Annotated in this window: 16 protein-coding genes; 6 read left to right on the top strand and 10 right to left on the bottom strand. The window is 63.3% G+C overall.

The window, feature by feature from the left end:
- Positions 1-2: 2 nt before the first annotated feature.
- From A9D15_RS13045 to A9D15_RS13060, 4 genes are all read right to left on the bottom strand, one after another.
- On the bottom strand, positions 3-1,250 hold the full coding sequence (locus tag A9D15_RS13045; protein ID WP_066765665.1) for an SAM-dependent methyltransferase: 1,248 nt from the start codon (positions 1,248-1,250) through the stop codon (positions 3-5).
- 57 nt (positions 1,251-1,307) lie between these two features.
- Entirely contained in the window at positions 1,308-2,075 is a 768-nt protein-coding gene (locus A9D15_RS13050; protein ID WP_066765666.1) for an SDR family oxidoreductase, read from the bottom strand.
- Between the two features lie 141 nt (positions 2,076-2,216).
- The gene (locus A9D15_RS13055; RefSeq protein ID WP_066765668.1) at positions 2,217-2,576 is read right to left on the bottom strand and encodes a glycine zipper 2TM domain-containing protein; all 360 of its coding nucleotides are present in this window, start codon (positions 2,574-2,576) and stop codon (positions 2,217-2,219) included.
- Between the two features lie 195 nt (positions 2,577-2,771).
- A complete protein-coding gene (locus A9D15_RS13060) occupies positions 2,772-3,365 on the bottom strand; it encodes an FMN-dependent NADH-azoreductase (RefSeq protein WP_066765670.1) in 594 nt (197 codons plus the stop codon).
- Between the two features lie 38 nt (positions 3,366-3,403).
- Between A9D15_RS13060 and A9D15_RS13065 the strand changes: the two genes are divergently transcribed.
- Complete coding sequence (locus A9D15_RS13065; RefSeq protein WP_244881980.1) at positions 3,404-3,835, top strand: winged helix-turn-helix transcriptional regulator; 432 nt, start codon at positions 3,404-3,406, stop codon at positions 3,833-3,835.
- Here the strand turns inward: A9D15_RS13065 and rlmN are convergent, their stop codons facing one another.
- Entirely contained in the window at positions 3,836-5,068 is a 1,233-nt protein-coding gene (rlmN, locus tag A9D15_RS13070; protein WP_066765672.1) for a dual-specificity RNA methyltransferase RlmN, read from the bottom strand.
- 310 nt (positions 5,069-5,378) lie between these two features.
- Here rlmN and A9D15_RS13075 point away from each other — a divergent pair, with 310 nt between their 5' ends.
- Complete coding sequence (locus tag A9D15_RS13075) at positions 5,379-6,035, top strand: outer membrane protein (protein WP_066765674.1); 657 nt, start codon at positions 5,379-5,381, stop codon at positions 6,033-6,035.
- A 58-nt stretch (positions 6,036-6,093) separates the two neighbouring features.
- Here the strand turns inward: A9D15_RS13075 and A9D15_RS13080 are convergent, their stop codons facing one another.
- Genes A9D15_RS13080 through A9D15_RS13090 form a run of 3 tightly spaced genes read right to left on the bottom strand, consistent with a single transcriptional unit; the run spans position 6,094 to position 9,063 of the window.
- A complete protein-coding gene (locus A9D15_RS13080) occupies positions 6,094-6,573 on the bottom strand; it encodes a hypothetical protein (RefSeq protein ID WP_066765675.1) in 480 nt (159 codons plus the stop codon).
- Positions 6,566-7,072: a transcription elongation factor GreB gene (greB, locus tag A9D15_RS13085; RefSeq protein WP_066765676.1), complete on the bottom strand. Its 507-nt coding sequence runs from the start codon at positions 7,070-7,072 to the stop codon at positions 6,566-6,568. Before greB ends, A9D15_RS13080 begins: the two co-directional genes overlap by 8 nt.
- A 35-nt stretch (positions 7,073-7,107) precedes the next feature.
- On the bottom strand, positions 7,108-9,063 hold the full coding sequence (locus A9D15_RS13090; protein WP_229660256.1) for a lytic transglycosylase domain-containing protein: 1,956 nt from the start codon (positions 9,061-9,063) through the stop codon (positions 7,108-7,110).
- 208 nt (positions 9,064-9,271) lie between these two features.
- Here A9D15_RS13090 and dapA point away from each other — a divergent pair, with 208 nt between their 5' ends.
- Positions 9,272-10,153 (top strand): 4-hydroxy-tetrahydrodipicolinate synthase, encoded by an 882-nt coding sequence (gene dapA, locus A9D15_RS13095; protein ID WP_066765680.1) that lies wholly within the window; start codon positions 9,272-9,274, stop codon positions 10,151-10,153.
- Between the two features lie 49 nt (positions 10,154-10,202).
- Here dapA and A9D15_RS13100 read toward each other — a convergent pair whose 3' ends face one another.
- Entirely contained in the window at positions 10,203-10,403 is a 201-nt protein-coding gene (locus A9D15_RS13100) for a hypothetical protein (RefSeq protein WP_066765682.1), read from the bottom strand.
- Between the two features lie 314 nt (positions 10,404-10,717).
- Complete coding sequence (locus tag A9D15_RS13105; protein ID WP_244881981.1) at positions 10,718-12,676, bottom strand: alpha/beta hydrolase family protein; 1,959 nt, start codon at positions 12,674-12,676, stop codon at positions 10,718-10,720.
- Between the two features lie 149 nt (positions 12,677-12,825).
- Here A9D15_RS13105 and smpB point away from each other — a divergent pair, with 149 nt between their 5' ends.
- From smpB to A9D15_RS13120, 3 genes are all read left to right on the top strand, one after another.
- The gene (smpB, locus tag A9D15_RS13110; protein WP_066765684.1) at positions 12,826-13,308 is read left to right on the top strand and encodes an SsrA-binding protein SmpB; all 483 of its coding nucleotides are present in this window, start codon (positions 12,826-12,828) and stop codon (positions 13,306-13,308) included.
- A 190-nt stretch (positions 13,309-13,498) separates the two neighbouring features.
- A complete protein-coding gene (locus A9D15_RS13115) occupies positions 13,499-14,044 on the top strand; it encodes a DUF2062 domain-containing protein (protein ID WP_066765686.1) in 546 nt (181 codons plus the stop codon).
- The gene (locus A9D15_RS13120) at positions 14,045-16,453 is read left to right on the top strand and encodes a hybrid sensor histidine kinase/response regulator (RefSeq protein WP_066765688.1); all 2,409 of its coding nucleotides are present in this window, start codon (positions 14,045-14,047) and stop codon (positions 16,451-16,453) included. It abuts the gene before it with no gap.
- The last annotated feature ends 96 nt before the right edge of the window (positions 16,454-16,549 follow it).

Consider the following 16,549-nt stretch of genomic DNA (forward strand, 5'->3'; position numbering starts at 1 on the left):
CGTCAGGCGAGCAGCTTTTTCTCCGCTTCGCTAATGTAGTCGCGTGACAGCGGCAGGGCACGGCGGTCGCGGATGTATTGAATCTGGAAATTGCACATGCCGCCGTTTTCGAACGCGGCGGTCGCGCCGGAAAGGTAGAACGTCCACATCCGGAAAAAGCGTGGATCGTACATCGCCTCAATCTCTGACTGGTGCGCCATGCAGCGGTCGTACCAGCAGCGCAGGGTCTTGGCGTAGTGGATGCGCAGGTTCTCGACGTCGCTGGCGATCAGGCGGACCTTCTCACTCGCCGCGATCGTTTCGGACAGAGCGGGGATGTAGCCGCCGGGGAAGATGTACTTGCGGGTGAAAGCGTCGGTCATCCCCGGCTGGCCCATGCGACCGATCGTGTGGATCAGTGCCACGCCGTCCTGGTGCATGAGATTGCCGACCGCGCGGAAATAGGTTTCGAACTGCGGCTGGCCGACGTGTTCGAACATCCCGACAGAGACGATCCGGTCGAATCGACGGCCCGATGCGGCAAGGTCGCGGTAGTCGACAAGTTCGAAGCTGACCTTGTCGGCAACGCCTGCCACTTCTGCCCGTTTGCGGGCGAGGGCCAGCTGCTCTTCGGACAGGGTGATGCCGGTGACGCGAACGCCTGCCTTTTGCGCAAGGAAGATAGCCATTCCGCCCCAACCGCAGCCGATGTCGAGCACTTCCTGCCCCGGTTCGAGGGCCAGCTTGGCCGCGATATGCGCCAGCTTTTCGTGCTGTGCTTCCTCCAGCGTCATGCCTTCGCGCGGCCAGTAGGCGCATGAATATTGCATGTGCGGCGCATCGAGCATCAGTTCGTAGAGATCGTTGCCGATGTCGTAGTGATGCGCGACGTTGCTTTTGGAGCTGGACGCCCGGTTGGTGGCGGCGCGCAAGTGCGCCACGCGGTCCTTCAAGCGGCGCAGGAACGTCGGCGGGCGCAGGCGCTGTCCCTTGTCCCAAGGCTGGTTGGCGCGCAGCATGTGGATGAGTTCCATGATGCCGCCGCCTTCGATGACAAGCTTGCCATCCATGAAAGCCTCTGCCGCACCGAGGCGCGGGTCTGTCAGGATTTGGCGTGTCGCGCCTTCGCGCAACCTGACCGAGAGATTTTCGAAACCGGGGGCGGGTGTGCCGAAAGTCTCGGTGCCGCCACCCTCGAAGTGAACTTCGAGCGTTCCCTGTTTGACGGTGCTTGCGAAGAAGCGGGCGATGATCCGGTCGGAAGCGCTCATGTGCCTGAACATAGACGCTTATTGGCGGCAGTAGGCAAGCGGCAATCGGGCACAGCTTCAATGTTCTCCGCGCGCGAGGAACAGGACGTCGCGGTCCTGCTGCATAAGGTGCTGCCCCGAATCGACATAAAGAACCTGTCCGTTGGCCGCTGCGCCGCTGGCCAGGAACAGCGCCGCATCGGCCAGTTCGGCAGGATCGGTCAGGCGCTGCAGTAGGTTCATGCGTCCGCTTGCTTCGTGCTCTGTATCGACCTGATCGAAACTGGGCAGCATCGCGCCCGGGCACAGGCCGTATATGCGGTCCGCAGTCCCCTGGCGCGCCATCGCCAGCATCTCGGTCGCGGACGCGAGTGCTGCCTTCGACATCGTGTAGCTGAAGAAATCGGGGTTCATGTTCGCGAGTTTCTGGTCGAGCACGTTGATGACGCGGCGACCGGCAGGTGCACGGGCATGGGCAAGGAAGGCCTGCGCGAGCAGGGCCGGTCCCTCGGCATTGGCCTCCAATCCACGCGCGAAAGTCGCGTGATCGAGCGCCTCGGCCGTATCGAGTTCGAACAGCGAAGCGCAGTTCACCAGCGCGCGCCAGTCTGGCAGGCGGGCGGAAAGATCGCGCACGGTCGCCGCGATCTCGTTCCTGCAGGTGAGGTCGAAGCGCACCGTCTCTGCACTTTCAAGGCCCGAGGCCAGCGCTTCCGCCTCGTCAGTGGAACTGCGATAGTGGACGACGACATGCCAGCCATCGGCTGCAAAGCGGCGGGCCATTTCCGCGCCGAGGCGGCGGGCGGCACCGGTAATAAGGACAGCGGGGCGATCGGTTCCGGACATGGTCACGCTTGGACCACAAATCCCCCATTCGCGCAAACGGCCGGCTGAAAACGGCCGCCTGTATATTTCGCCGCGCATAAACGACGAGGGCCGGACACCGCATTCGGTGCCCGGCCCTTGGCTGGCATTGATTTCAGGAGATCAGTTGCAGCGGGCATCGCCCTTGTCGATCGCGCGGCCGATGATCGCACCGGCCGCAGCGCCGAGGATCGTACCGGTCGTGCGGTCGCGGCCGCCGTCGATTTCGCGACCCAGAAGAGCACCGCCGGCAGCACCGATGATCAGGCCCGTAGTGCCGTCATTGCGTTTGCAATAGTAGCGGCCATCGTCGCCGCGCCAGTAACGATCACCGCGGCGCATAACGCGCGGCTCGTAATAATGGCCGCCTTTATGCTTCGCACGCGCGCCATGCGCGGGCGCCCAAGGCGGCGGATCGGCGAGAACCGGGGCGGGAATGGCTACGCTTGCTGCCACGAGGGCCCCCATCAGCGTCTTCTTCATGGTTCGTCCTTTCTTCAGTCCGACTGGTCAATCGGTCAGATCGCTCAGCACTTACCCTCATGAGTGCAATCCGATCCCGGAACGGGAGATGAACCGCGTCTTCAGATTTTAGCTTATGGACGAACCGTTTCCGAGAAACGACGAAACGCGATTAACTCCGAATTAGGCACGTTTCGCCGGTCTCGTTTCAAGGGTTCAGAGCTTGGCGATGTCCTCTTTCGCCTTGTCGATCGCGCCTTCGGGGCCGGTCATGCCGACGCCCGTTGCGCGCACGAATGTCATGTCGGTGATGCCGATGAAACCGAACATCGTCGTCAGGAAATCCTCGATCAGGCTGAGCGGCTGGCTGCCCGGCTCGTAGGGGCCGCCGGCTGCGATCGCGAAGATCACGCGGCGACCGCCGGCAAGGCCTTCGGGGCCGTTCTCGGTATAGCGGAACGTGGTGCGCGGCACGCCCAGACGGTCGATCCAGCTCTTGAGGTTGGAGGGAATCGCGAAATTGTACATCGGCACGCCGATCACGATCGTGTCGGCGGCAAGAAATTCGTCCAGGATCGCGCGTTCGGGCGCCGCGGCGGCCTTCATGTCGTCGGTCTGGTGTTCCTCGGGCGTGCGGATCGCGCCGGTGATGACGGGGTTGAGGTGAGCCAGAGGTTCGGTGCCGAGATCGCGATAAGTGACGCTGGCGTCCGGATTGTCGGCGGTCAGCTTGTCGATGACGGCCCTGGTAACCGCGCGGCTGACCGAATCGGCGCCGGATGTCGAACTGTCGATGTGCAGGATATTCACGTTGCTATGCTCCGGTATCAAATGATAACCGACCCCATATGGAAATGATCGACCCGGACCTTCAAGAAGGCACAGAAACGTCCGCAGGGCACATGGGTGTGACCGCTGCGATTGAAGCGATCGGCGCATGCCCGGCGGTGACCGACATGATGTCGCGCGTGGGGGACAAGTGGTCGATGCAGGTCGTCATGAAGCTGGGCGAGGAACCGCGCCGCTTTAACGAACTGCGCCGTGCGGTCGAGGGTATTTCCCAGCGCATGCTGACCCGCACGCTGCGCAACCTAGAACGCGACGGGCTGGTCAGCCGCAAGGTCACGCCTTCGGTCCCGCCGCGCGTGGACTATGCACTGACGCCGCTTGGCAAGTCGCTGTGGGGCCCGGTGACGATGCTCAGCCGGTGGGTCATCGACAACCGGATCGAGATCGAAAGCGCGCGCGCCGAATATGACGCGCGCGCCGACGCAGACTGATCAGTCTTCCAGCGCCGCCTGCTTTTCGGCGGCGATCCGGTCCAGTTCGGCCCGGCTCTTCTTTTCCGCTGCCGTCTTGAGCTGACCGCAGGCCGCGTCGATGTCGCGCCCACGCGGCGTGCGGACCGGCGCGCTGATCCCGGCTTCGAACACGATGTTCGAGAAAGCGCGGATACGGTCGGGCGTCGAACATTCGTAAGTCGCGCCGGGCCAGGGGTTGAACGGGATCAGGTTCACTTTGGCCGGAAGCTTGTACTTCTTGATAAGGCGGACAAGCTCGCGCGCGTCGTCGTCGCTGTCGTTCTTGTCCTTCAGCATCACATATTCGAACGTGATGCGCCGCGCATTCGATGCGCCCGGATAATCGGCACAGGCCTGCAGCAGTTCCTCGATGCCGTACTTCTTGTTGATCGGTACGATCTCGTCTCGGATGTCCTTGGTGACGGCGTGGAGCGAGACGGCAAGGTTCACGCCGATCTCTTCGCCGCACTTGTCCATCATCGGCACGACGCCGCTGGTCGACAGCGTGATGCGGCGCTTTGACAGCGCAAGGCCATCGCCGTCCATCACGATCTTGAGCGCATCGCGCACGTTGTCGAAATTGTAGAGCGGTTCGCCCATACCCATCATCACGATGTTGGTGAGCAAGCGTCCGTCGGCAGAATAATCGCCCTCGCTTTCCGCATCGTCGAGCCCGTCCATCCGGCCCTTCGGCCATTCGCCCAAGGCGTCGCGGGCCAGCATGACCTGTCCCACGATCTCGCCCGGCGTCAGGTTGCGGACAAGGCGCATCGTGCCGGTGTGGCAGAAGCGGCAATTGAGGGTGCAGCCGACCTGGCTCGAAACGCAGAGCGTGCCGCGGTCCGCGTCGGGGATGAACACCATCTCGAAGTCGTGCTTATCCGCCGTGCGCAGCAGCCACTTGCGGGTGCCGTCGCTTGAATGCTGGGCCTCGACAACTTCGGGGCGGGCGATGACGAAGCGGTCGGCCAGCCACGGGCGCATGGTCTTGGCGATGTCGGTCATCGCTTCGAAGTCGGATACGCCGCGATGGTAGATCCAATGGAACACCTGCTTGCCGCGCAGCTTTGCCTGGCGCGCGTCGAGGCCCGCCTGTTCAAACAGGGCGGCGATCTGCTTTTTCGGCAGGCCGAGGAGGTCGATACGTCCGTCTTCGCGCGGAGTGACCTCCCGGGGAACGGGAACGGGGTCGATGTGGCCGGGGATCTGCATGGCGCGCCATATAGAGAGGAACTGCGCGCACGCAAAGGGCGCCGATAGGACGGGACCGGGCGTGCCCGTGCGGGAAGGAGGCGCCCGGCACGATTTCAATACACACTCTGTCCGAAAAACGCATTCGGCAGCAGTCGGTCGCAAGCATGGAACGCTTCAGCGTCAGATCGTGACGGATTTTCGACCGGCCGCATCGTTGTCTGGCGTTCATGAAACAAGGCTCGCCGTTCGATCATTTCCGTGATCCAAGCCCCGTCGCGGGGCATCGTACCTCACAAGAGGGCGAATGAGGGAAATGATTGGAGTTACTATGAAAAAGATCGTTGCAATTCTCGCCGCAGGCACCGCATTTGGTGCTGTGGCCATGCCCGCCGCCGCCGAAGACTTCAGCGGTCCGCGCGTCGAAGCCATCGTCGGCTACGACGTTTCGCAGGCCGGTTCGGACGCCGATAACGACCTGAATGACATGGACGACCAGGATATCGACGGCCTGCTTTACGGTGTCGGCATCGGTTACGACTATGACATGGGCAACGTTGTTCTGGGTATCGAGGGTGAATACACCGACTCGACCGCCAAGACCGAATACAGCGACGGCATGGACTACGAAGGGTTCGGCCTTGGCCGTGTCGACACGGGCCGTGATCTTTACATCGGCGCCCGCGTCGGTGCGAAGGTTGCCCCTGATCTGCTTGCTTACGTGAAGGGCGGTTACACCAACGCCAAGTTCAACGTTCTTGCGTCGGATGGCGAAAGCGAACTGAAGCAGGACATTAACGCCGACGGCTGGCGCGCAGGCGCGGGCCTTGAATATGCCCTCTCGGATAACACCTTCACGAAGATCGAGTATCGCTATTCAAACTATAGCGAAGCGGAGTTCGAAAACGGCGATCTGCCCGACAGCGACCGTTTCGACATCGATACGGACCGTCACCAGGTTGTGGCATCGGTGGGCATGCGCTTCTGAGCGCGGGCCAAACCGCAAAGAATGAAAGCGCGGGTCGGGGAACCGGCCCGCGTTTTTTCTATGGGCGGCAGGCAATGATGGCCGCGTCCATCGCTGTCGGCGCGCCGGCCAATTTGTAAGCGTCGCGAAAGAAGCGCCCGTTCGCATCGCGTGCGCCGACGGTCATCGTGTCACGGCTGCGCATTGCCGCCAGAACGGCGGCGTGATCGGCCGCATCGCGTGCCCAAGCGCTATCACCACCGCCAGCAAGCCGGAACCGCCTGTTTCCAACATCGAGCGTGATGACCGCATCACGGGCCAGTGTGCGCGATAGGCGCAAGGTAAGGCGGGGCTCTCCCGGCGAGACGACGACGCTGGCGAATGGCTGACGCTCACGCGCATATGGTGAAGGTTCGGCCTGCGCGATGGCATAGCAGCGATCTCCGTCCCGAAAGGCACCCCAACCCGAATGAACCGAAACCGCTTCGGGCGCGGCTTGCACTGGCACAGCCTGCAACTGGCCGATCAGCGCGAGCGCGGCAAGAAACCACCTACCCATAAGCGATCCCGATCACTTCCCATTCCTTGTCGCCCGCAGGAAGCCGCACGGTACGAAGATCACCGATACCCGCCCCGCGCAGCGCACGTGCGAGGGGAGAACTCCAGCCGATCAAGCCCGAACCGGCATCCGCTTCGTCGTCGCCGACGATCGTGACAGTCCGATGCTCGTCGTCCTCGTCCGCAATCGTGACGCACGCGCCGAAGAATACCTTGCCCTTGTCGGGCTGTTCTGCCGGATCGACGACGCGCGCGGCCTTCATCCGGCGGGACAGATGGCCCAACTCGCGGTCAATCTCGCGCAGGCGCTTGCGGCCATAGATGTAATCACCGTTTTCGCTGCGGTCGCCATTGCCTGCGGCCCAACTGACGATGTCCACGATCTTCGGACGCTCTTCACCCAGCAACACGTCGTAACGCGCCCGCAGGGCGGCAAACCCTGCGGGTGTGATGGGATTGCCCCCCACCTTTTTGACGGAATCTTTGACCGGCTCGCTCATGCCCCTCTCTTACCGAGAGGACCGGGCCGGGGCCATTACTGCCCCGGACGTTTCCCGAGATAATAGCTGAGCGGATAGTCGCCGCTGCGATTGCCCGCATCGGGATAGAGCGCGTCATAGTAGGCCGCGTTTTCCAGCACACGCGCGACATAGCGGCGCGTCTCGGTAAACGGGATCTTCTCGATCCACTCGACCCAGCCGATCTCGCCCTTACGCGGATCGCCGTTGGCGCGCAGCCACTTGCCGACATTGCCGGGGCCTGCGTTATAGGCAGCGACGGCCAGCGGATAGCTGCCGCCGAACACGTCCATCATGCGCGAGAAGTACCCTGCGCCGAGTCGCATGTTGTACTGCGGATCGTCGATCAGCGAGCTGCGGTTGTAGCTCATGTACATCTTGCCCGCCTGCTCCTGCGCCGTGCCGGGCATGAGCTGCATCAGGCCGCGCGCGCCCGCGTGGCTGACTGCGTCGGTGGCGAACTGGCTTTCCTGGCGGCTGATCGCGTGGATCATCGACCAGGTATTGCTTGTGCCAGCCGGCACGTCGATGCGCGGGAAAGCATAAGGCGCAAAGGCATGGACCTGTGAAGTCGATGCCTCGCGACCGGCGATAACGCCAAGGTCGCGGCGTCCGGTTTCGCGGGCAAGTTCGGCGATGAGCGCCCAGTCTTCGCCGGTCTCGGCCTGCTGGCCCAGCTCGCGGAAGAAATAGACCGCCGTGCGCCAGTCGCCCATGCGGCCAACCTCGCGGGCGGCCTGGACGAGCGGCTTGGCGTTGAACTCGGTCCGCGCCGCGATCGAGGGCATCGGCAGGACGCCTGCGGGCACCTTCAGGGCGCGGCCCAGCTTTTCATGTGCGAGCTGGCCGTAGAACTGGTCGGGATAGGCTGCCGCAGCCTCGTAGTTGCGGCGTGCCATATCGCGCAGATTGGCGCGATCGGCGGCAAGGCCTGCGAAGTAGAACCCTTTGGTCCGGGCAGGGGCCGTGCGCTGGCTCTTGCCATAGATCTCGAACATTTCCGCTGCGCTACGGGCATCGCCGCGCGACAGGGCCGCTTCGCCGACGTTGTAGAAAAGCTTCTCGTATTCGTCGCGAATGCCGCTCGACAGCTTGGAAACGTCGGTATCGGGCGTGAAGGCCTGCGTGGCGAGGCGTCCGATGCGGACCGCCGTGCCGATATCGCCCATGGCGACGGCATCGCTGGCCTGCAGGCGCATTTCGGTGACGAACGCCTCGGCATCGTCAGGACGGTGCGACAGGGCAGGAGCGTTCACCAGCAGGCCGCGCGCGGCCATGCCCTGACCGCTGGTACGAAGCTGGCGGGCGCGGTTGTAGAGGTAGCCCGGATCGCCCGTCGCCGCCTTGGGGACGGTGAGGCCGATCGAGGACGGATCCTGACCCTGCGCAGCGGCGAGGCGCGCCATCAGAAGCGGGCGCGATGCGCCGCGAATGTAATTGATCTGGCGCTGCGCGGCGGTGAGATCGGCCTGCCAAAGCAGTTCGTCCATGCGTGCGACGTGATCTTCTTCAGAGAACGTGGCCCCGAACATCGAGTAGATCGTCGCCTCGGCCACCGGCGACATCGTGCCGCCGCGCCATGCCTCGTGCGCGATCTTTGCAGCTTCGGGGCGGCCGACGGACTTCAGGGCCAGAGCATACTGCGCGCGGGCCGTGTTCGACAGCGGCGGATTGCGGTCGAAGAAGGCGACGATGCGGCCCGGTTCTACGAACGAATCGGCCAGCGCCTTTTCGGCCTTGCCCTGCAGGTAGTCCTGCCGCGGGAAGCCGGGGTACTGGTTGATGAAGCCCGCGAATTCCTCAAACGAGCCGTTGTTTTGCGAAATGAGCTGGTTCCAGCGCGTGACCGCGTAAGTCATCGGACCCGGACGGGCCGCAAGGCTGCGCATTCGCGCTTTGTCCCAGTCGGACGGGTTCCACTGGATACTGCCGAAAGTCTCGGTCTGCGAAGCCTGCTGTGCGGCGGCGGGCATCGCCCAAAATCCGCCAAAAGCGAGAGTTGCAAGAACACCGGCCCTGAAAAGGGGCGCGGAACGGATCAGTGATCGACGTTTGCCCATGCTGGACATAATAGGGGGTCCCTCCTTATCAGGCGGTGAACGGTTAACCCGCGAGTATTGTTCCGTCTTAACCACTCGCGTGTTTCCCACTGCAATATTGTATCAATCCGGAGCCTTATCGATGTTTTCAGGGTCAATTCCTGCCCTCGTCACCCCGTTTCGCGACGGCATCGTCGACGAGGAAGCCTTCCGCCGACTCATCGACTGGCAGATCGAGAACGGCTCCAAGGCGCTCGTCCCGTGCGGCACCACTGGCGAGGCGTCCACGCTCACCAATGCCGAACACCACCGTGTAATCGAAATTTGTGTCGAACATACGGCGGGTCGCGTCCCTGTCATCGCTGGCTGCGGGTCAAACGATACCGCAAATGCGCTGATGCACATGACCTTTTCGAAGCGTTACGGCGCATCGGCGGCACTGGTCGTCGCGCCTTATTACAACCGGCCCAGCCAGGAAGGCATTATCGCGCATTTCTCGCACCTTGCGGAAAACTGCGATTTGCCGATTATCCTTTATAACGTGCCGGGCCGCACGGTGACGGATATCGAGCCGGAAACGGTGTGCGAACTGGCCAAGCGTTTCCCCGGCAACATCGTCGGTATCAAGGACGCCAGCGGCGACCTGTCACGCGTTGTCGATCACCGCATGGGGATCGGCGCGGACTTTTGCCAGCTCTCGGGCGACGACGAACTGTCGCTACCTGCCAACGCCGCCGGTGCATCGGGTTGCATCTCGGTTACCGCGAATGTCGCGCCCAAGCTTTGCGCGGAATTCCAGCAGGCCTGCGTCGACAACGATTTCGCCAAGGCGCGCGAGATAAACGACAAGCTCTATCCGCTGCACTACGCCATGTTTGAAGACGCAAGCCCCGCGCCTTGCAAGTATGCCCTGTCGCGCGTGCACGACTGGATGACCGACGATCTGCGGCTGCCGCTGGTCAAGGCATCGGAAAAGGCGCGCAAGGCCGTGGACGAAGCGCTTGAGCATGCCGGGCTGATCTGACGGCCCGGCGCTTGCCCGCCCGGCGATCAGTCGGGCGGGTTGTGCCGCGTCACGAAGGCAATCGACGCTTCCACCATCTGCTGGCGCCGCATAACCGCCGTAGCTGAGCCCGCTGGATGCAGGCGCGGCCCGCTTCAGCTATGCCGGTTTCGGCAAGCCTCGCCAGTCCCTCCGACAGGTCGGTCTGCATCTTGCCGCCCCATTCGCCATTCCCGATCGCCATCCGTTCGAATGCGATCGCTTTGGCCATATTCGCGACCAGGCCGACGAAGAACCAGCTCCCGCCGTCCTGGTCGCCGTTGTGAAGCCATTACCCGAAAAAACGACCGGTGTGCTGCCCGTCAGACCCTCCAGCCAGCGCGTTGTGGCCGGCGGATCGCCCTCGGAATAGACCACGGTATCGCCGCAGGCCTCGATGGACAGCAGCGATATGTCGAGCCGCGGGTTAGTCCCGCTGGTGATCGGCGGCGGATCCTAGGCAAGGGCCGGCATCGGTGCTGCAGGCACGATCAGCGGCGAGAACGCCGCGGCAAGCAGTTCGTCGAAATCCTCCGAAAATGCCGATTACCTTGCCGGATTGTGTTTCTGCACGAAACCGACCGCCGAGGTCAGCATCTGCAGCCGGGTCGGCCCTTTCGAGAGCCAGTGGTCCTCTTCCGAAAGCTCGACGAATTCGTAAGGCTTGCCCGCATTCTTGAGCGCCTCGGCCATCTTCTGGCTGTGCAGGTATTCGACCACGATGTCGTCACGCCCGTGGATCAGCATGATCGGAGCATCGGCGCGGTCGGCAAGGCGCAGCGGCGAGACCGCGTCCAGTTCGGCACGCGGGCCGAGCGTCTGTTCGAGCCTGCGCCCGGTCATCCCGCCCGATGTTTCGTTGACGGCACCGATGTCGAGGCGGCGGAGCAGCTTGAGGTCCGTCACTGGCGCGACCGCCACGGCGCAGCGGTACTTGCCCTGTTCGACCGTGACCCCGGCCAGCGCGGCATAGCCGCCGTAGCTCGCCCCCACGATGCAGGCGCGGGTTCCATCGACGATCCCGGCCTTGGCCAATGCGGCCAGCCCGTCGGATACGTCGGTCTGCATCTTGCGGCCCCACTGGCCGTAACCTGCGCGCTTGAACGCCTCGTCCCGGTTGGTCGAGCCCCGGAAGTTGGGCTGGAACACGGCATAGCCGCGCGACGCGAAAGCCTGCGCCCACCAGTCGAAACCCTCGACATCGCGCGAGTGTGGCCCGCCGTGGGGCAGCATGACGACGGGCAGATTCTTCGCCTCGATACCGGGCGGCAGGGTCAGGATGCCGTCAAGTTCCATTCCATCGCTGGCCGTATATTCGAAAGTCGAGATCGGCCCGACATCGCCAGGCTTTACCGGCAGGCGTTCGTACCCGATCGCGTCGGCAGCGCCTTTGCGCAAGTCGACCTTGTACCACGTGCCGCTGTCCTTGTTGCCGTCCGTCCGCACGAGGTACGTGGCATAGTCGTTGGAGAAATCCTCGACCGTGGAATGCAGGGCCGGGAAGGCGCCGTGCACGCTTTCGATGCGCTGACCGATCTTGGGGTCAAGCATGATCCGGTCGCCGTCGGTCGTGCGATAACCGGTGTAATGGCCGGTGACGGGGTGGGTATAGAGCGATGCGATATCGACGTCCGGCTCGAATCTGCTGGCCGCGGCCGATCCGTCGAGCGGTGCGGAAAAGAGCACGGTTTCCCGGATCGCAGGATCTTCGGCCCAATAGAGGACGCTGCGCCCTTGGGGCCCAAGCGCGCGCAACGAAAACCGGCCCATCGGGTTGACGCCGCTGGCGATGATCGTGCCCGCTGCATTGCGAATGTCCCACTTGCCTTCACCGTCGATGCGCGATGTCGCCGCGACACCGCCATTTGCGTCGACCAGCCAGTCGCGATCCTCGCCCTCGCTTGCCGCGACGGCAATGCGCTTGGCGTCCATGGTTTCAATGTCGACCGCGAACAGGGCGGGGCGATTGTGATCGAAGGCATATTCCAGCATGTGGCTGTTCACCTTGATCTTTTTGAGCTCGATCCCGGAGTAGTAGGCAACGGTCCTGCCATCGATCGTGCGGACCCCGAATGTGCCGTTGATCGCGTCGAAAATGCCCTTCTGCTTCGAAAAGACCTGCCGGATCGCGACCTTGGGATCGACGGAGACCAGGTGCGCCGACCAATGTTCGGTCCGCGCCGTCGTGAAATCGGCGCTCAGCGTGTCGCTGTTGCTGGTTATCAGTTGGACCGTGTCCTCGTCGAGCCAGCTGATCCGGCGGACCTTGATGTCCTTTACCGGCATCATCGAAAGCGCACGCGTGCCCTCGACCAGAAAGAGAGTCGGCACGCCTTCCCGATCGGCGATCATTGCATGGCGCTTGCCAGATGGCGACAGTGCGGCATCCTGGAATTGCGGCAGGTTTCCATAGGCGCTGAGCGGCGGAGCCTCTGCAAAGGCGGCATTGGGCGCGGCCATTGCCGCGACTGCAAACGGTGCGCAAAGCGCATGCAGGTATTTCAAGTTATTCCCCCGGAACGATTTTCCCGTCAATGCCGTTTGTCACCATCTTGCCGCCGAAGGTCAACCACCGGATTTGCACATACGCCTGAGGGGACACTGCAAGAGCTGCCTCTTCCGTTTTTGGCGCGCCATCCCTACATGCGCGTCCCATGGCAAGACCCAAGCCCTCTACTTTCGACAAGATGAAGACCGTCGCCGAGAACCGGCGCGCGCGGTTCGACTATTTCATCGAGGACACTTTCGAGGCCGGCATCGCGCTGACGGGCACCGAGGTGAAGTCGCTGCGCTTCGGCGAGGGTTCGATCACCGAGGCCTATGCCGAAATCCGCGATGGAGAGGCTTGGCTGGTCAATGCCAACGTCCCCGAATTCACTCACGGCAACCGCTACAACCACGAGCCGAAGCGCCCGCGCAAGCTGCTGCTCCATGCGCGCGAGATCGAGCGTCTGCTGGGCGCGGTCGAGCGCAAGGGCATGACGCTGGTTCCCCTGTCGGTCTATTTCAATTCGAAGGGCCGGGCGAAAGTCGAACTGGCGCTCGCCAAGGGCAAGCAGACGCACGACAAGCGCGCGACGATCAAGGAACGCGACTGGCAGCGCGACAAGGCCCGCGTCATGCGCGAGCATGGGTAATTTTCCGGCAGGAAACGTGACAAATCGTGAAACATCGCACCGAAAAGGTGACGGCGTTCACGGCTTGTGTATCTAAGCGGGTTTAATGGGGGAGTCGCAAGGCTCGCGAAGGTCTGCGACCGGTATTTTTTGGAAAGGTTATATGCCTCAGCGCATGGCAAGGCGATTGGCCGGCTGGACGAGGTCCAAAATGCCGACGCGCGAACAGATGGAGCAGAACCGCTTCATCCGTCCCTTCGCGCATCGCGTGCTGCGTTCCGAGCTTTGGCGTTTTACCCGCCGTTCCGTGCCGCGCGGGGTCGCGCTCGGCATTGCGGCCGGCATCATCATTCCGCTTGGCCAGATCTTCGTCGCCGCACTGCTGGCTCTGCCGTTTCGGGCCAACGTGCCGGTTGCGGCGGTCACGACTTTCATTACCAATCCCGCGACGATCCCTTTCGTCTGGTGGTTCGCGAACTGGCTGGGCAGCTCGCTGCTTAGGGTCGACCAGAACACTTACATCGCACCTGTCAGCACCGCGATGCAGAGTACCGAATTCGACCGGTTCCTCGAATGGCTGACGGGCGAAACGCTGGTGACTGCTTTCGGGCTGGTCACGCTGGCTTCCGTTTGCGCGTCGCTGGGCTATCTCTTGTCCTCATGGTTCTGGCGCTGGTGGGTCGCGCGCAAGCGGTTGCGCGTGATACGGTTGCGCCGCGAGCGGCTGGAAAAGGCCCGCAAGGCGGAGGCTGAGTAATTGGATTTCGCAAGACTGAGGGAAACGCGGAGCAAGGCGCTGCCCGACTGGGTTTTGATCGGCTTCGCTGTGCTCGCCTCTGTCATTGCGATCCAGATCGTCACCGGCGTCTGGCAGCTTACCGTGGCCTATGCGGGCGCACTGCTGGTTTTCGCGGTCGCGCTGCACAATGCGACCCGCCGCGCACCGCGGGAGGCCGAAGCCACTCTGGCCCCGCCGGACTGGTCGGTCACTGTCGCTGCGATCGAACGTCCCGATGTCGCGACCGTCATTACCGAGCGTTCGGGCCGCGTCGTGTGCGCCAACGGCCGCTACGGTGAGTGGTTCGGTTTCTACAACACCCCGCCCGAACTCGCGCTCGACGAGGATTCGCAGGAAATCCTGCGCGAGGCAGAACGGGAAGCCTGGCGTTCGGGTGAGGCTACTGTCGGCCCGCTCGTCGGCACCAGTGGGCGCTGGCACGCGGTTTTGCGCCGGGCCGGGCGCGGGCAGAACCATCTCGTGTGGGAACTGGCGCCGGTCGAAATGGTCGACCTTGGCGCGCGGGTGGTGCGCCAGCTCGACGACAAGCTCGGCCGCGCTCTCGGCATCGCGGGCATTCAGGCCGTTGCCGTCAGCGCGAAGGGCGAGATACTCGGTTCGAACGGAGAGTTCGCGCGGCGCGCGGCTGGCGAAATTCCGGCCAATATCGTCGGGCGCGAGTTCGTCGAATACCTGACCGCCGACGATTACGACCGCATTTACTACGCGCGCGAAGGCACGAGCGGCGAGGACTTGCGCCTCGTCCACATGCCTATCAGCGATCCCGACGTGATCGCGGGCGGAGAGGGGCAGCCGCCCGTGCTGTTCCTGATCCTCGAAGGCGGTCTCCACGCCGGAAACTCGGCCGCGCTGCCCGAGATCGAGAGCCTTCTGGCGCTGCTGCCGCTCGGACTTGCCATGACCGACCGAGACGGGCGGTTCCTCTTTGCGAACAAGGCCTTCCGCCGTGCGGCGGGCCTCGAGACTTTGGGCGAGATTCCGCCTTTTCCGTCCGACCTCGTCGTCCGCGAAGACAAGGGCGCGCTGGCCGATTCGATCCGCCGCCACGCCGCGGGGACGCCCAGTTCAGGTGCATTGCCGATCCGGCTTCATGCCAGTCCGGAAGAACCGGTCACGCTCAGCCTTGCGGGCGTGCGCGGGCTCGGCGATGCGGCTGTCCTGCTCAGCCTGAAGGATACGACCGAGGAAACACGCCTCAAGCGCCAGGTCGCGCAGGCGACGAAGATGCAGGCAGTGGGACAGCTGGCAGGCGGCGTCGCGCACGACTTCAACAACGTGCTCACCGCGATCATCGGCTATTGCGACCTGATGCTGCTGCGCCACGCGCCGGGCGACAGCGATTACGACGACATTCAGCAGATCAAGGCGAACTCGAACCGCGCAGCCTCGCTGACGCGCCAGTTGCTCGCGTTTTCCCGGCAACAGACGCTTCGTCCGCAGGTCCTGCAGCTGCCCGACGTCATCTCCGAGGTTTCGGCGCTCCTGAAGCGGCTCATCGGTGAGAAGATCAAGCTGGAGGTCAAGCACGACCGCGCGCTTGGCGCCGTTCGGGCCGACCCGAGCCAGCTTGAACAAGTGATCGTCAATCTCGCGGTCAATGCGCGCGACGCCATGCTCAGCAAGGGCGAGGCGGGGACGCTGACGATCTCGACCCAGAAAATCACCCCGCGCGAAGTCCGCGCGCTGAAGAACGAGATCCTGCCGCCGGGCAACTATACCGCGCTGATTGTCGAGGATACGGGCGAGGGGATTCCGTCCGACAAGCTCGGCAAGATTTTCGAGCCGTTCTACACGACCAAGGAAACCGGCAAGGGCACCGGGCTCGGGCTGTCGACCGTCTACGGTATCGTCAAGCAGTCGGACGGCTTCATCTTCTGCGACAGCGAACCGGGCGAAGGCGCGCGATTCAGCGTCTATCTGCCAGTACACGTGCAGATGGCCGGCGAAGTCGTTGCAGAACCGAAGAAGGAAGTGGAACCACGCGCTGCATTCGGCGGAACCGGCCGCATCCTGCTGGTCGAGGACGAAGACACCGTGCGCGCCGTCGCGGAACGCGCGCTGGTGCGACAGGGCTACAAGGTCACGGTCGCCTCCGACGGTGAGGAAGGCCTGGAAATCGTGCGGGCGGGGGCGGATTTCGACCTCGTCATTTCCGACGTTGTCATGCCTACGATGGACGGTCCGGCCATGGCGCGAGAGATTCGCAAGCTGAAGCCGGAGCTGCCTGTCCTGTTCATGTCGGGCTATGCCGAGGAACAGTTGCGCCGCGAAATCGACATTGCCTCGATGTATTTCCTGCCAAAGCCTTTTTCGGTCGCACAGATCGGGGAAAAGGTCGTTTCGGTGCTGGGCGCGACGCGCGAATAGACCTATCGCTGATCGTGCATTCTGCGGGTTGCCCGCGGAAATTTCGTTCTCCTCTTGTTCCATGAGAACAAATGGGATACATGACTGTCATTGCCG

This window comes from Croceicoccus pelagius, assembly GCF_001661915.1.
Classification (GTDB): domain Bacteria; phylum Pseudomonadota; class Alphaproteobacteria; order Sphingomonadales; family Sphingomonadaceae; genus Croceicoccus; species Croceicoccus pelagius.

What these genes read in the sequence shown, in the direction of transcription:
- A9D15_RS13045 (WP_066765665.1), bottom strand. Translation starts at nt 1,250, where the DNA reads ATGAGCGCTTCCGACCGGATCATCGCCCGCTTCTTCGCAAGCACCGTC.
- A9D15_RS13050 (WP_066765666.1), bottom strand. Translation starts at nt 2,075, where the DNA reads ATGTCCGGAACCGATCGCCCCGCTGTCCTTATTACCGGTGCCGCCCGC.
- A9D15_RS13055 (WP_066765668.1), bottom strand. Translation starts at nt 2,576, where the DNA reads ATGAAGAAGACGCTGATGGGGGCCCTCGTGGCAGCAAGCGTAGCCATT.
- A9D15_RS13065 (WP_244881980.1), top strand. Translation starts at nt 3,404, where the DNA reads ATGGAAATGATCGACCCGGACCTTCAAGAAGGCACAGAAACGTCCGCA.
- rlmN (WP_066765672.1), bottom strand. Translation starts at nt 5,068, where the DNA reads ATGCAGATCCCCGGCCACATCGACCCCGTTCCCGTTCCCCGGGAGGTC.
- A9D15_RS13075 (WP_066765674.1), top strand. Translation starts at nt 5,379, where the DNA reads ATGAAAAAGATCGTTGCAATTCTCGCCGCAGGCACCGCATTTGGTGCT.
- A9D15_RS13080 (WP_066765675.1), bottom strand. Translation starts at nt 6,573, where the DNA reads ATGGGTAGGTGGTTTCTTGCCGCGCTCGCGCTGATCGGCCAGTTGCAG.
- greB (WP_066765676.1), bottom strand. Translation starts at nt 7,072, where the DNA reads ATGAGCGAGCCGGTCAAAGATTCCGTCAAAAAGGTGGGGGGCAATCCC.
- A9D15_RS13090 (WP_229660256.1), bottom strand. Translation starts at nt 9,063, where the DNA reads ATGCCCGCCGCCGCACAGCAGGCTTCGCAGACCGAGACTTTCGGCAGT.
- dapA (WP_066765680.1), top strand. Translation starts at nt 9,272, where the DNA reads ATGTTTTCAGGGTCAATTCCTGCCCTCGTCACCCCGTTTCGCGACGGC.
- A9D15_RS13100 (WP_066765682.1), bottom strand. Translation starts at nt 10,403, where the DNA reads ATGGCCAAAGCGATCGCATTCGAACGGATGGCGATCGGGAATGGCGAA.
- smpB (WP_066765684.1), top strand. Translation starts at nt 12,826, where the DNA reads ATGGCAAGACCCAAGCCCTCTACTTTCGACAAGATGAAGACCGTCGCC.
- A9D15_RS13115 (WP_066765686.1), top strand. Translation starts at nt 13,499, where the DNA reads ATGCCGACGCGCGAACAGATGGAGCAGAACCGCTTCATCCGTCCCTTC.